The sequence below is a fragment of the Kribbella kalugense genome (assembly GCF_004365875.1).
GTDB lineage: Bacteria > Actinomycetota > Actinomycetes > Propionibacteriales > Kribbellaceae > Kribbella > Kribbella kalugense.
Map to the genome: position 1 here is coordinate 249294 of NZ_SODF01000002.1, position 12279 is coordinate 261572.

Here is a 12279-nt window from a genome sequence, read left to right on the forward strand (position 1 = left end):
CTCAGTCCTCCTTCCCCGAGGAGGACACCGTGTCAGACCCTTCCGACAGTTTCTGCGAAGGCAGTGTCTGCGAAGGCCTTTGGGACAAGGCGATCGCGCCGATCAGCGCGGCCAGCAGCAACACCGAGAGCACCTCGAAGGGAAGCACCCAGGTCTTGAAGACTTGGGTGCCCACAGCCTGCGCGGATCCGGCGGTCACGGGTCTGATCTTCTCGTTGCCAAAGGCAAGCACAACGCCGGCACCGAGGATCAGCGCGAGCACCGCCGCGACGACGGCCGCGAACGGACTACGGCCGGTGGTCACGTTAGGCAGCGGGTTGGTCGGCGCCTTGGTGAGCATGAGCGCGAACAGCACGAGTACGACGATCGCGCCGACGTACACCAGGATCTGCACCAGCGCGACGAACTCGGCGTGCAGCGCGCCGAAGCAGCCCGCGACCCCGCCGAGCGCGACGACCAGCCACAGGGCGGCATGCACGATCCGACGCGACGTCACGACAAAAACGGCGGCTACGACCGCGACAGCTCCTGCGATCGAGAACAGCGCAGTGGTCACGCCTCGTCCCCCGACGCCGGACCTGGGTCGATGGGCTGGGGTGCCGGAACGGTCCACATCCAGTCGCGGAGGCGGTCCTTCTCGTGGGTCAGGTTGCGGATGTCGGTCTCGGCGTACTCGAACTCCGGCGACCAGAACAGCGCGTCGAACGGGCAGGCCTCGATGCAGATCCCGCAGTACATGCAGAGGCTGAAGTCGATCGCGAACCGGTCCAGCACGTTCCGGCTGCGCTCACGGGCCTGCTCACCGACCGACGGCGCGGTCTCGGTGTGCGAGTCGATGTAGATGCACCAGCTCGGGCACTCGCGGGCGCACAGCATGCAGGAGGTGCAGTTCTCCTCCATCAGCGCGATCACGCCGCGACTGCGCGGCGGCAACTCGGGCTGGACATCCGGATACTGCTCGGTGACGGACCGACGGGCCAGCGTCTTCGCCGTGACCTTCAGCCCCTCGATCAACCCCTTGCCAGGTACCCCCACGCTCCCACCTCCCATCAGTAGAACCCTGCTTGCAGGAGACTAGTCGTTCCCGGCCCGATCCGGTGCGACCCGGCTGGTCAGAGTTCGCGCTCCAGGCGGGCCGCGACCTGCCGGTAACGGCTGACCGGTATCAGGTGAACGCCGTCGAAGGCGCCGGAGTCACGGATCTTCAGAATCTGCTCGCAGGCATGGTCGACACCGGCGTCGCGATCCCGCTCGACCGCGTCGATCAGGGCGTCCGGGATGGAGAGCTGAGGCAGGGCGGCCAGGTTGTGGGCCATCTTCGCGGAGGCGAGCACCATCACCCCGGCGTACACCGGGATGTCGAGATCCACCGACTCGCGCCAGCGGAGCAGCTCGTCGAGGTCGTAGCTGACCTGGACATAGAGGAAGTCCGCCTCGGCCTTCCAGCGCGGGACCGTGCGGAGACGGGTGGCCGCGCCGACCTGGAAGGGATTACAGCCCGGGTACGACGTCTCGCGCGCCTGCTCGATCATCGTGCGGACCGTGAGCTGACTCGTCCGCGCCCCCTCGGCGGGGTCGTCTCCGTGGACGAAGAGGAACTGCTCGACGCCGTACGCCGCTGCCGTCAGGAGATCCCGCCGGAAGCCGAGCAGGTTGCGGTCCCGCGAATTCAGGCAGGCGATCCCGCGGGAACCCATCGCCTGGACCTCGTTCGCCACCGCGACGCTCGACACCGTTGCCCGGCCGATGTGGTTGTCCGGAATCAGGAAGGCGTCCGCGATCGGGCTCATCACGCCGATCTGGTGCCGGACCTTCTTCAGATCGGGCCGCGTCGGCGGCTCCACCTCACACACCAGCTCGAATCCCCGCATGCCTGGACCCTACAGATGATCAGAGGCGGGACTGGAGGAAATCTTGTTCGGCCCGATTGGTGGTCAGGTCCAGGGCTGCCTGGTACGCGGCACGGGCCTCGGGGCGACGGTCGAGCTGGGTCAGGAGGTCGGCGCGGATGGCGTGGAAGAGGTAGTAAGAGCCCAGGTCCAGCTCGTCGATCAACGTCAGGGCCTCGGCGGGTCCGTGGACCTCGGCCACGGCGACGGCTCGGTTGAGGGCTACGACCGGAGTGGGCTCGAGGGTCAGGAGGTGGTCGTAGAGCTGGAGGATCTGGCGCCAGTCGGTGTCCGCGGCGGTGGCGGCGTCGGAGTGGACGGCGTTGATGGCGGCCTGAAGTTGGTACGGACCAGGCTGGTTGCGGCGGAGGCAACGGCGTACCAGGTCTTGGCTCTCATCGATCAGCGTGCGGTCCCACAGGCCGCGGTCCTGGTCGGGGAGGCGGATCAGCGAGCCGTCGGGAGTGAGTCGGGCGGGACGGCGGGAGCTCTGGAGGAGCATCAGGGCGAGCAGACCGACTGCCTCGGGCTCGTCCGGCATCAACTCGACAAGGAGACGACCTAGACGCAGGGCCTCGGCGCTCAGTTCGTCGCGGACGAGGCTCTCGCCCGACGACGCGGCGTACCCCTCGTTGAAGATGAGGTAGACGACGGCGAGTACGCCGCGGACGCGCTCGGGGAGATCGGCTTCGTACGGGACGCGGTACGGGATGTGAGCGTTGCGGATCTTGGACTTGGCGCGGACCAGTCGCTGCGCCATCGTCGGCTCGGGGACGAGGAACGCGTGGGCGATCTCCGCCGTGGTCAGGCCGCCGAGCATGCGGAGGGTGAGCGCGACCCGGACGTTCAGCGCGAGAGCCGGGTGGCAGCAGGTGAAGATCAGCCGGAGTCGGTCGTCGTCCACGGCGCCCACCTCCTCCGGCTCGTCCTCGGCATGCAGCAGCGCCGCCTCGGCCTGCTTGTCGGCCCGAGCCGACTCGCGCCGCAGGCGATCGATCGCACGGTTGCGAGCGGTGGTGATGATCCAGCCGGCCGGACTCGGCGGTACGCCGCTCTCCGGCCACTTCTCGACCGCCGTGGCGAACGCGTCCTGGACCGCGTCCTCGGCGATCTCGAGGTCCCCGAACACCCGGGTGAGCACAGCGACCGCGCGCCCGTGCTCGGCCCGGAAGACCCCGGCGATATCCGGACTCACGACTGAAACGGCCTGACCTCAACCGACAGCGGACTCAACACCTTCGCCAACCGCCTCGCCCATCCGAGCGCAGCGTCCAGGTCGTCCACCTGAATGACCGTGAACCCGCCGAGGTGTTCCTTGCCCTCAGTAAATGGCCCGTCCGTGACCAGCACGTCGTCCCCGCTGGCCTTCAGCACGGTCGCAGTCTCCGGCGGATGCAGTCCGGCGGCGAACACCCATACCCCGGCGGCCTGCATTTCCTCGTTGAGAGCCTGCAGTCCGCGGATGATCGGGTCGAGGATCTCCGGTCCCGGCGGCGGTCCGTCCGGCTGATAGATGCTGAGCAGATACTGATTCATCCCAACCTCCTTCTCGCCCCTATACGAACGCCGTAGCCCGAAATCGACCGACCTGCCAGGCAGACTGTCACAGACGACAGGAGCGAATGATGAAGGCAGTCCGTTTCAGCCGGTTCGGCGGGCCGGAGGTCCTCGAGCTCGTGGATCTCCCCGATCCGCATCCGGGTCCGGGCGAGGTACGGATCGCGGTGCGCGCGGCCGGCATCAACCCGAGCGACTGGAAGAAGCGCCAGGGCCTGATGGACGAGGAGCTCCCGCAGACGCTCGGCCACGAGGCGGCGGGCGTGGTCGACGAGCTCGGCGACGGTGTTACGGACGTGGCCGTCGGAGATCGCGTGTTCGGCTTCACCGCCGAGGAGGGCGCCCAGGCCGAGCTGGCTGTGCTGGCCTACTACGCCCCGATCCCGCCGTCGCTCGACTTCCCCGAAGCGGCCGCGCTGCCGGCGGCCATCGAGACGGCGACTCGCGCGCTCGACCAGCTCGGGGTTAAGGGCGGCACCACGGTGCTCATCAATGGCGCCTCCGGAAGCGTCGGCGCTGCCGCGGTCCAGCTCGCCGTGGTGCGCGGTGCACGCGTGATCGGCACCGCCAGCCCGGCGAACCACGACTACCTCCGCTCGCTGGGCGCCGAGCCCGTTGCGTACGGCGAAGGTCTCGTCGACCGGGTCCGCGCACTCGCGCCCGAGGGCGTCGACGCCGCACTCGACGTCGCTGGGAGCGGAGTCCTGCCCGAGCTCATCGAACTCGCGGGCTTAGCGGAGCACGTCATCACAATCGCCGACTTCGTTGGTGCGCGGGAGCACGGGGTGAGGTTCAGCCGCGGCGACGCCGGCCGGGCTCTCCACGCACTCGCTGACATCGGCGAGCTGACCGAGTCCGGCCGCTTCTCCCTCCCGGTCGCCCAGACCTTCCCCCTCGCCGACGTCGCCGAGGCGCACCGAGTCAGCGAGACCAGCCACGCCCGCGGCAAGCTCGTCCTGGTCAGCCCGGATCAAGCGGAAGCGTGACGGTGATCTCCAGCCCACCGCCCGGCCGCGGGACCGCCGTCACGGTCCCGCCGTGCGCCGTCGCGACCGATCGCACGATGGAAAGCCCAAGACCAGCGCCCTTTCCACCGACCAACCGCTCGGCTCCCAGTCGATAGAACGGTTTGAACAACGAGTCCACCTCGTACGGCGGGATCTCCGGGCCGGTGTTGGTCACGACCACCTCGACGTGGTCGTCGAGCGTCCGGCTGATCACGCGAACCCAGGTCGCGGACTCCAGGCCCATCACAATCGCCGGATCCGGCGCCGGCCCCGCGGGGCTGTCCTTGCGCGACTCAGTTGTGATGGCCTGGCGGTCCGCCACGTTGTGCCGAATCCCGTTCTCGACCAGGTTGTGGACGAGGCGTTCGAGCAGTAGCGCGTCGCCGCGGACGTGGGCGTCGCCGGGACCGCGGATCAGCTCGACGCCGGCCGTCGACGCTTCGGGGGTCAGCTGGGCGGCGACGTGGTTGACGATGTCGGCGAGGTTGACCGGGTAGACCGCTGTCAGGACCTTCTCCGAGTCGGCGAGGATCAGGAGGCCGTCGATCAGTTGTTCGTGGCGGGCGTTGATCGTGAGCAGGCTCTCGCCGAGGTCCTTCAGGTCGGCGGACGCCGTACGACGATGCATCGCCACCTCGACCAGGGCGCGGCCGAGGGTGAGCGGCGTACGGAGCTCGTGGGAGGCGTTGGCGACGAAGCGGCGCTGGCCGTCGAAGGAGTGCTCCAGGCGCTCGACCATCGTGTCGAAGGCGTTGGCCAGGTTCTTCACCTCGTCATCCGGACCGCTGAGCGCGATCCGCTCGTGCAGCCCGTGGCCGGCAGCAGGTGCCACCGCGATCCGCCGTGCTGTGTCCGTGACTCGGTGGAGTGGTGCCAGGACCCGTCCGGCGACCAGCCACCCGAAGCCGGCCGCCAACCCGCCGACGACGAGCAGGGCGATGCTGCCCTGGGTCAGTAGGGACTTGATCGCGGCCTGCCGTACCTGCTCGCGCTGCTCCGACATGACCCGCTCCGCGTCCGAGCCGGTGAGTACGTCGCCGTCCTTGTTGATCACGTACGCCTGATTCGGCAACCGCGGCGGTGGCTGGGCGGACGGCGTACCGGTCGGTGGGCTGGTGTACGTGCCCTGGATGATCACGCGGTACTGCTGGCTCAGGTTGTTGGTGAACAGCACATAGGTCAGGCCGAGCAGCAGTACGCCGGCCACCATGAACAGACCGCCATAGATCAGGGTCAGGCGTCCCCGCAGCGTCAGTCGCCTCACGGGATGCGGTACCCGACGCCGGTGACGGTCTCCACCAGTCCGGGCTCCCCCAGCTTCCGGCGCAGCTTGAGGATGGTCAGCCGGACCGCTCCGGTGAACGGATCCACGTGCTCGTCCCATGCCTTCTCCAGCAGTTGTTCGGCCGACACCGTGGCGCCGTCGGCTCGCAGTAGCTCCGCGAGTACGGCGAACTCCTTCTTCGACAGCGGGACATATCGACCGTCCCGGAACACCTCGTGCCGCGCGGGATCCAGAGCCACTCCGGCACGCCGCAGTACCGGCGGATCAGCCGGACGACTCCGCCGCCCCAGCGCGAGCACGCGGGCAGCCAGCTCAGCAAACGCGAACGGCTTGGTCAGGTAGTCGTCCGCGCCCAGTCCGAGCCCTTCGACCCGGTCGGTGACCGCGGCGGCTGCCGTCAGCATCAGCACCCGAGTGGTCGACCCTGACTCCACCAGCTGCCGGCACACCTCGTCCCCGTGTACGACGGGGATGTCGCGGTCCAGCACCACTACGTCGTACGAATTCACGGACAGCCGCTCGAGCGCCGTACCGCCGTCGCCTGTCACGTCGACGGCATGCGAGTCGTCGCGCAACCACTCCGCGATCGCTGCCGCCAGCAACGGTTCGTCCTCGACCACCAGTACACGCACGCACCCATGATCGCCGACGCCGGTGTTTCCCCCGCGTTATCAGCCCTGGAAACGGCACCGAAACGCCCCACGGCCAAAGCTGACAGGCCTAATCCGATCCAAGGAGACCTGATGCGTAAGACCACTTTGGCCGTCGTACTCGCGGCATTCCTGCTGACCGGCTGTGGCTCGAACGAGCCCGACACCCAGGTCGCCTCCGGCAGTGGCACCCAGTCGGAGTCGACCGCCCCGACCAGTGCGCCGGCCAGCCTGAGCCGGGACGAGATGGCGGTCAAGTTCACCCAGTGCCTGCGGGAGAACGGGCTGAACGTGCCGGACCCCGAGCCTGGCAAGGGACCGATGCTCAAGTTCGACAAGAACTCCGGTGTGACCCAGGAGCAGGTCCAGAAGGCGATGGAGGCCTGCCAGCAGTACAACCCGCAGGGTCAGGGCCAGGCGAACCCGCAGCAGGAGGAGAACGGCCGCAAGTTCGCCGAGTGCATGCGGAAGAACGGCGTGGAGAAGTTCCCGGACCCCAAGCCCGGCCAGCAGGGCATCATGATCGGTCCGGGCGTCGGTGACGACCCCGACTTCCAGAAGGCGCAGGACGCCTGTCAGCCAATCCTGGCAGGTAAGTGATGCGCAAAGCACTGACCGCTGTGGTCGTTCTGGCCGCCGGAGGTGCCGCTAGCGCCTTTCTGGTCAACCGGGGCGACACCAGCCAGGCAACGAACCAGACTGCGCAACCACTACCGGTCAACACCGCCAAAGTCACGCAACAGACCCTCAAGGACACCGAGACCCAGGACGGCGAGCTTGGCTTCGGTACGACGTCCACGGCGGTCAACCGGGTAGCCGGGACGATCACCAGCCTCCCCGACAGCGGACAGGAGCTCCAGCGCGGCAGCACCGTCTACAGCGTCGACAACAAGCCGACCACGTTGCTGTACGGCGCACTCCCGGCGTACCGGCGGCTGGTGAACGGGAGTGAAGGGCCGGACGTCCTCCAGCTCGAGCAGAACCTCAGAGCGATGGGCTACACCGGCTTCACCGTCGATGACGAGTACACCGCCGCCACAGCGACCGCAGTCTCGGAGTGGCAGGACGACTTGGGTCTGGACGAGACGGGGGTGGTGGAACTGGGCAGCGTCCTGTTCGCACCCGGTCACATCCGGGTGGACAGCCTCCAGGCGCAGGAGGGCGCACCGCTCGGCCCGAACCAGAACGTGCTCACCTACACCGGCACCAAGAAGGCGGTCACTGTCCAGCTTGACGCCGCCGATCAACGGCTCGCCAAGCCCAACGCGAAGATCGACATCACGCTCCCGGACGGCAAGAGCGTGCCCGGGCGGATCGAGAAGGTGTCGACGGTGATCATCCCGGCCGAGAGCCCGGACAAGGACCCGGAGACCAAGGTCGAGGTGATCGTTGCCATCGACAACCAGAAGGCGGTGGACGCCTGGGCGCTCGCGTCGGTCGACGCCACCTTCACCGACTCCGAACGGAAGAACGTGCTGACCGTCCCGGTGGCCGCGCTGGTCGCCCTGCGCGAGGGCGGCTTCGGCGTCGAGGTCACGGACGGTACGTCGTCGCACTACCTGCCGGTGAAGACCGGCCTGTTCGCGAGCGGTCAGGTCGAGGTCAGCGGCGCCGGGATCAAGGCCGGCACCGCGGTGGGGATCCCGAAGTGATCGAGCTGACCGAGGTGACCAAGGTGTACCCGGGCGGCGTCACGGCCCTCGGCGGGGTCAACCTGCGGATCGAGCGCGGCGAGCTGATCGCGATCGTCGGGCCGTCCGGCTCCGGCAAGTCGACGATGCTGAACGTCCTCGGCACCCTCGACCGTCCGACCTCGGGCACGGTCCACATCGACCGGTACGACGTGGCGCGGCTGTCGGACTCGGGGTTGTCGGCGTTGCGGGCGACCCGGATCGGGTTCGTGTTCCAGCAGTTCCACCTGGCATCCGGCGTACGGGCGTTGGACAACGTGGCGGACGGGCTCCTGTACTCGGGGCAGCGGCTGGCGGTACGACGGAAGCGGGCGGCGACCGCGTTGGAACGGGTCGGGCTCGGGCACCGGATGGATCACGAGCCCCATGAACTGTCCGGGGGTGAACGTCAACGAGTCGCGGTGGCGCGGGCGGTCGCGGGCGAACCCGCCGTACTGCTAGCCGATGAGCCGACTGGGGCGTTGGACTCCGCGTCGGGTGCTGGGGTGATGGAGCTGCTGCGGGATCTACACGCGGCCGGTACGACGGTTGTTGTGATCACGCACGACCGGGATATCGCGGCGTCGCTGCCGCGCCAGGTCCGGATGCGCGACGGCCGCATCCTCGAGGAGGTCCGCACATGAGCAGAGAGACGAAACGGCGGAACGGCGAGCTGAGGCCAGCCAGCCTCGGTGTGCGGGATGTCCTTCGCGTCGGCGCCGTCGGGTTGCGGACGCGGCCGGCCAGGGCGTTCCTTTCCGCGCTGGGGATCGCGATCGGGATCGCCGCCATGGTCGCGGTCGTCGGCATCTCGTCGTCCTCGCGGGCCGAGCTCGACGGCCAACTCGATGCCCTAGGCACCAATCTGCTGACGGTCGCCCCGGGCGTCCGCCTGACCGGTGAACAAGCCCAACTCCCACTCGCCGCCGAAGCCATGGTCGGCCGGATCGGCCCGGTCCGCGCCGAGTCAGCGGTCGGCAAGGTCGACGACGCCGCGGTCTACCGCAGCAACAAGATCCCCGACGTCGAGACCAACGGCATCATCGCCTACGCCGCTCGCACCAACCTGCTCGACACCATCGGAGCCACCGTCCGCAGCGGCAAATGGCTCGACGCCGCGACCGGCCGCTATCCGGCGACCGTGCTCGGCTCCAGCGCCGCCGATCGACTCGGGATCACGAAGGCGGGTCCGGATACGCAGGTGCTGATCGGCAACACCTGGTTCACCGTGCTCGGCATCCTCGAACCGGCCGCCCTGGCCCCCGAACTGGACAGCTCCGCACTGATGGGCTGGCCGGCAGCCGACACCACGCTGTCCTTCGACGGGCACCCGACCACGATCTACACCCGGTCGGACGACGCCCAGGTAGAGGCGGTCCGATCGGTGCTCGGGGCAACGGCCAACCCGGAGGCGCCGAACGAGGTCGACGTGTCCAGGCCGTCCGACGCGCTGGCCGCGAAGCAGGCCGCGGGCCAGGCGTTCACCGGACTGCTCCTCGGGCTCGGCGCGGTCGCGCTGCTGGTCGGCGGCGTCGGGGTCGCCAACATCATGGTGATCTCGGTGCTGGAACGACGATCCGAGATCGGGCTCCGCCGCTCGCTCGGGGCGACCCGCGGGCAGATCCGGACCCAGTTCCTGACTGAGTCCCTCTTGCTGTCCGCACTCGGCGGGGCCGGTGGGGCGTTACTCGGATCCGCAGTCACTGCGGCCTATGCGTCGTACCAGAGCTGGCTGACAGTGATCCCGATCTGGTCCCTCGTTGGCGGGATCGCGGCCACGCTCGCGATCGGTGGACTGGCCGGGCTCTACCCCGCGATCCGGGCTGCTCGCCTCTCCCCCACCGAGGCTCTCAGAACAGGATGACGCCGATGCCGGTGAGCGCGAGTTGGACCAGCGCCACCGGCACCAGGCCTTGCCAGGCGAGCTTCTGCAACTGGTCGGCACGCATCCGCGGGAACGACACCCGCACCCAGATCACCACGACCGACACCAGGGCGACCTTCACCAGAGTCCAGATCCAGCCGATCGACTCCGGCCCCGGTCCACTCCAGCCGCCGAGGAACAGCACCGTGGTGAGACCCGCGAGTACGACGATGCCGGCGTACTCGGCGAGCAGGAACATCGCGAACCTGAGCCCGGTGTACTCCGTGTACGGCCCGAAGATCACCTCGGAGTCCGCGACCGGCATGTCGAACGGCGGCCGCTGCAACTCGGCCAGGCCGGCGATGAAGAACACGATCATGCCGGGCAGCTGCCAGAGCAACCACCACGGATTCCAGGCGTGGGCGATGCTCGTCAGGCTGAGCGAACCGGCCGCGACCGCGACACTCGCCGCGGAGAGTACGAACGGCAGCTCGTAGCTCATCAACTGCGCCGCGACCCGGAGACCACCGAGCAGGCTGTACTTGTTGCCGCTGCCCCAGCCCGCCATCAGCGAACCGAGTACGCCGATGCTCATCACCGCGAGTACGAAGAACAGGCCGGAGTCGAGATCCGCGCCGACGATGCCGGGGGCCAGCGGGATGGCGGCGAGCGCGGCCAGGTACGGCAGGAGCGCGACGATCGGCGCCCATTCGAAGACGCGCTTGTCGGCGGCGGCCGGGACCACGCTCTCCTTCTGGATGAACTTCACGCCGTCCGCGACCAACTGCGCCCAGCCATGGAACCCACCGGCGTACATCGGGCCGAGCCGTGACTGCATGTGCGCCATCACCTTGTGCTCGGCCTGACCGACCAGCAACGGCGCCACCAGGAAGGCGACCAGTACGCCGACCACCCGCACCACGAACTCCAGCATGACGGTCAGCCTAGTGGTTCCGACTTGACCTCAACCAACGTTCAGGCCAGAGGGTGGCGTCATGACTACCGTTCTTGTCACAGGTGCAACCGGCCGGGTCGGCCGGCACGTCGTCGCGGGACTGCGCGCGGCGGGGGTGACCGTCCGCGCTCTCGTCCGTACGCCGGAACTCGCCGGCTTCCCGCCCGACGTCGAGCTGATCCAGGGCGATATTCGGGAGGCTGACGCCGTACGACGGGCCGCGGACGGCGTGGATGCGGCGTTCCTGCTGTGGCCGTCGTTCAGCGCTTCCGGCGCCGAGAAGATCGTGCCGGAGCTGCCTTCGCGGGTCGTGTATCTGTCTTCGCTCAATGCGTCCGAGGGCGGGGTCTGGGGTGAGGTCGAGCAGTTGCTGCGGGACGCGGACAAGTCGTGGACCTTCCTTCGTCCGAGCGGCTTCGCGGTCAACGCCCAGACCTGGGCCGACGACTTCCGGTCCGGCGACACGCTGCGCATCCCGTACCCGGAGGCCGCCCGCTCGATGATCCACGAACGCGACATCGCGGCCGTCGCCGTACTCACGCTCGTCAACCCCGCCCACGCCGGCCAGACCTACGACCTCACCGGCCCCGAGGCCCTGACCCAGGCCGAACAGGTCGCCACCATCGTCCGCGCGGTCGGCAAGCACATGCACGTCGAAGCCCTCAGCGACGACGCCGCCCGCCAGGCCATGCTCGCCCAAGGCGCCGACCCAGCCCTAGCCGCCAGCGCCGTCACCTACTGGGCCTCACTAGTCGACAACCCCGAACCCGTCACCACCACAGTCACCCAACTAACCGGCCGCCCCGCCCTGACCTTCGCCGCCTGGGCCACCGAACACGCCGACGAATTCCGCATCCTCTCCACAGCAGAGGTAGCCCAGGGGTACGTCGACGCCTTGTCCACCGGCCGCCTGGACCAAGCCGTCTCCTTCTTGGCCCCGGACGTAGTCCGCGCCGCCCCACTCGAATCCCCCACCGAACTCAAAGGCGCCCCCTCCATCCTCGACAACGCCCGCCGCCTGAACGCCGACGTCGAACACCTCGCCGTCGAAACCCTCGGCCCCCTCCTGAGCGACAACCACTTCGCCATCCGCTTCACCTTCGACCAACGCAACACCCAAACCGGCGCCCGCACCCAAACAACCAAACTCTCCCTCTGCACAGTCGAGTCCGGCCAAATCACCCGCGAAGACGTCTTCTACTACACCCCGCCGCGCTCCTGACGGACCCGGCCGCTTTGCGGAACATTCCTGCCAGCATCTGCAAATTAGTCACCGCAAAGAACGTGGCCATCACTCCGGAACAGCCCGCATGCCTGAACGGATTTGGGGTTGACCCCTCAGCTGGTCGGTTCGCAGCACTGCATTCCAGCGGGCAACCGTCCGTCTCAGGGGTCAACCCCT

Annotated in this window: 14 protein-coding genes; 6 read left to right on the plus strand and 8 right to left on the minus strand. The window is 68.4% G+C overall.

Annotated features, from left to right (window positions below; translation table 11 throughout):
- Window position 1 precedes the first annotated feature (1 nt).
- The 5 genes from EV650_RS18805 to EV650_RS18825 form a co-directional block, all read right to left on the minus strand.
- Entirely contained in the window at window positions 2-556 is a 555-nt protein-coding gene (locus tag EV650_RS18805; RefSeq protein WP_134120353.1) for an NADH-quinone oxidoreductase subunit J family protein, read from the minus strand.
- Window positions 553-900: a 4Fe-4S binding protein gene (locus EV650_RS41570; protein WP_439648815.1), complete on the minus strand. Its 348-nt coding sequence runs from the start codon at window positions 898-900 to the stop codon at window positions 553-555. Before EV650_RS41570 ends, EV650_RS18805 begins: the two co-directional genes overlap by 4 nt.
- A gap of 212 nt (window positions 901-1112) precedes the next feature.
- Complete coding sequence (locus EV650_RS18815; RefSeq protein ID WP_134120355.1) at window positions 1113-1871, minus strand: methylenetetrahydrofolate reductase; 759 nt, start codon at window positions 1869-1871, stop codon at window positions 1113-1115.
- A gap of 19 nt (window positions 1872-1890) precedes the next feature.
- Window positions 1891-3084 (minus strand): RNA polymerase sigma factor, encoded by a 1194-nt coding sequence (locus EV650_RS18820; RefSeq protein ID WP_134120356.1) that lies wholly within the window; start codon window positions 3082-3084, stop codon window positions 1891-1893.
- Window positions 3081-3425, minus strand: a complete 345-nt coding sequence (locus EV650_RS18825; RefSeq protein WP_134120357.1) for a YciI family protein — start codon at window positions 3423-3425, stop codon at window positions 3081-3083. The genes EV650_RS18820 and EV650_RS18825 overlap by 4 nt, the downstream gene beginning before the upstream one ends.
- An 89-nt stretch (window positions 3426-3514) precedes the next feature.
- On the opposite strand from EV650_RS18825, the gene EV650_RS18830 reads away from it, so the two are divergent.
- Window positions 3515-4432 carry an NADP-dependent oxidoreductase gene (locus tag EV650_RS18830; RefSeq protein WP_134120358.1) on the plus strand — a complete coding sequence of 306 codons (918 nt, stop codon included), beginning with the start codon at window positions 3515-3517 and terminating at the stop codon, window positions 4430-4432.
- On the opposite strand, the gene EV650_RS18835 is transcribed toward EV650_RS18830, so the two are convergent.
- The gene (locus EV650_RS18835; protein ID WP_238174315.1) at window positions 4407-5717 is read right to left on the minus strand and encodes a sensor histidine kinase; all 1311 of its coding nucleotides are present in this window, start codon (window positions 5715-5717) and stop codon (window positions 4407-4409) included. The genes EV650_RS18830 and EV650_RS18835 overlap by 26 nt on opposite strands.
- Window positions 5714-6370 (minus strand): response regulator transcription factor, encoded by a 657-nt coding sequence (locus EV650_RS18840; protein ID WP_134120359.1) that lies wholly within the window; start codon window positions 6368-6370, stop codon window positions 5714-5716. Before EV650_RS18840 ends, EV650_RS18835 begins: the two co-directional genes overlap by 4 nt.
- Before the next feature lie 111 nt (window positions 6371-6481).
- Here EV650_RS18840 and EV650_RS18845 point away from each other — a divergent pair, with 111 nt between their 5' ends.
- From EV650_RS18845 to EV650_RS18860, 4 genes are read left to right on the plus strand one after another with little or no spacing between them, the layout of a single operon-like run.
- Window positions 6482-6988 (plus strand): hypothetical protein, encoded by a 507-nt coding sequence (locus tag EV650_RS18845; protein ID WP_134120360.1) that lies wholly within the window; start codon window positions 6482-6484, stop codon window positions 6986-6988.
- Window positions 6988-8040, plus strand: coding sequence for a peptidoglycan-binding protein (locus tag EV650_RS18850; RefSeq protein ID WP_134120361.1), 1053 nt, complete (start codon window positions 6988-6990; stop codon window positions 8038-8040). Before EV650_RS18845 ends, EV650_RS18850 begins: the two co-directional genes overlap by 1 nt.
- Window positions 8037-8702, plus strand: coding sequence for an ABC transporter ATP-binding protein (locus tag EV650_RS18855; RefSeq protein ID WP_134120362.1), 666 nt, complete (start codon window positions 8037-8039; stop codon window positions 8700-8702). Before EV650_RS18850 ends, EV650_RS18855 begins: the two co-directional genes overlap by 4 nt.
- Window positions 8699-9922, plus strand: a complete 1224-nt coding sequence (locus tag EV650_RS18860; protein ID WP_134120363.1) for an ABC transporter permease — start codon at window positions 8699-8701, stop codon at window positions 9920-9922. The genes EV650_RS18855 and EV650_RS18860 overlap by 4 nt, the downstream gene beginning before the upstream one ends.
- On the opposite strand, the gene EV650_RS18865 is transcribed toward EV650_RS18860, so the two are convergent.
- Window positions 9909-10856 carry a complex I subunit 1/NuoH family protein gene (locus EV650_RS18865; protein ID WP_238174316.1) on the minus strand — a complete coding sequence of 316 codons (948 nt, stop codon included), beginning with the start codon at window positions 10854-10856 and terminating at the stop codon, window positions 9909-9911. The two genes, EV650_RS18860 and EV650_RS18865, sit on opposite strands and share 14 nt — an antisense overlap.
- Before the next feature lie 61 nt (window positions 10857-10917).
- Between EV650_RS18865 and EV650_RS18870 the strand changes: the two genes are divergently transcribed.
- Window positions 10918-12099 carry an NmrA family NAD(P)-binding protein gene (locus tag EV650_RS18870; protein WP_166678215.1) on the plus strand — a complete coding sequence of 394 codons (1182 nt, stop codon included), beginning with the start codon at window positions 10918-10920 and terminating at the stop codon, window positions 12097-12099.
- Window positions 12100-12279: the final 180 nt, after the last annotated feature.